The organism is Aneurinibacillus tyrosinisolvens, from assembly GCF_001015055.1.
Taxonomy (GTDB): domain Bacteria; phylum Bacillota; class Bacilli; order Aneurinibacillales; family Aneurinibacillaceae; genus Aneurinibacillus_A; species Aneurinibacillus_A tyrosinisolvens.
Genome location: NZ_BBWZ01000113.1, coordinates 1 through 1,163, shown reverse-complemented (window position 1 = coordinate 1,163; position 1,163 = coordinate 1). Strand labels below are relative to the sequence as shown.

Sequence of the window (1,163 nt, the reverse complement as noted above, 5' to 3'; positions counted from 1 at the left end):
GGCCAGCCTAAAATTTTAAATTAAGGCGGCAGCCTAACACCTGTCCCAGATTCTCTGCGTAGGATGAAGGGGAGTGGAATCTATGACGTAGAGGAGGTCGACACGATGGGATTTTTCAGAGAGGCTGAATTTTCGTTCATTCTGGTACTCTTTATCCTTTTGGTGATTATCGCTTGTGCTTGCGAATAACCCTCAGTGTTTTTTACAGGGGAAGAAGTTGACATCACAAAGGGGCCGCTAGGAAAGGCGGTCTTTTTGTCATCGATTATGTACAGGCTCCTTGTTTATCATATAATTCCACATAAAAAATCTTGCTTAGGATGGCCTACCCATCAAGCTCATTGTATCGGACAAGCGCTATAAGGTAAAAAAATTCAAACACCTACCCCTTGTCTATCCCCCCTGCATAGAATGTTAGTATCTAGTAAGCAATAGGATAAAGAGTAGCACATTACTCATAGGGAAACAAAAAAGGACCTTCTCATTCCCTTCTGTATCGATTTCACTATGCATACACGCCTGCCCTACCCTCTTTTTCCTAAAAAACTTCTCCATACCTGAGTCTACATGCTGAGGATAATAGCCTACACATAAAAAATGACAGGACATATTCTGTATGTAACAAATAAGAAAAACATTATTTTTATAGGAAAGCAGAGAGGGGTTATACGATGAAGTCAAAACATATCTCCAATCAGCAGCCGGAAAATGTTTCAAATACAGACCTCATCCATATCGAACAAAAAGGAAGGGAAATGGTCATTCAGGCGAAGCTGCCAGGAGCCATGCGGAAAGAGATAAAAGTTGAAATCTCGAACGACTTGGTATCCATTATGACCGGATCTACACCGGAAAGGATCCTAAAAACCATTCCATTACCAGCCAATGTGGATACGAAAAAGACGAAGGCAACCTACGACGATAACGTGCTGACCGTTTCGATTCCACTGAGGAGTCCAGAACAGATGAGCGTGCACATTTGGCATACCTCACGTGTCATTCCAATTGAAGGAACCTAAACGTAATTCCTGTACCCTCTTATTGAGCCAAAAAAAAACGCTATGGCTTTGTTTCCATAGCGTTTTTTGCCATGCAGAAATCCCGGACTTAAAAAAAGACCTTCCCCCCCATTCGGTATATCCTGACGTCTGTCCCTACTGATC

Annotated in this window: 2 protein-coding genes; both read left to right on the top strand. The window is 42.3% G+C overall.

The genetic code is table 11. The annotated features are described in order from the left end of the window. Window positions 1-63: 63 nt before the first annotated feature. On the top strand, window positions 64-189 hold the full coding sequence (yjcZ, locus tag MBEAL2_RS34280; protein WP_082130254.1) for a sporulation protein YjcZ: 126 nt from the start codon (window positions 64-66) through the stop codon (window positions 187-189). Window positions 190-671: 482 nt separating this feature from the next. After that, window positions 672-1,019, top strand: a complete 348-nt coding sequence (locus tag MBEAL2_RS28550) for an Hsp20/alpha crystallin family protein (RefSeq protein WP_047155556.1) — start codon at window positions 672-674, stop codon at window positions 1,017-1,019. The last annotated feature ends 144 nt before the right edge of the window (window positions 1,020-1,163 follow it).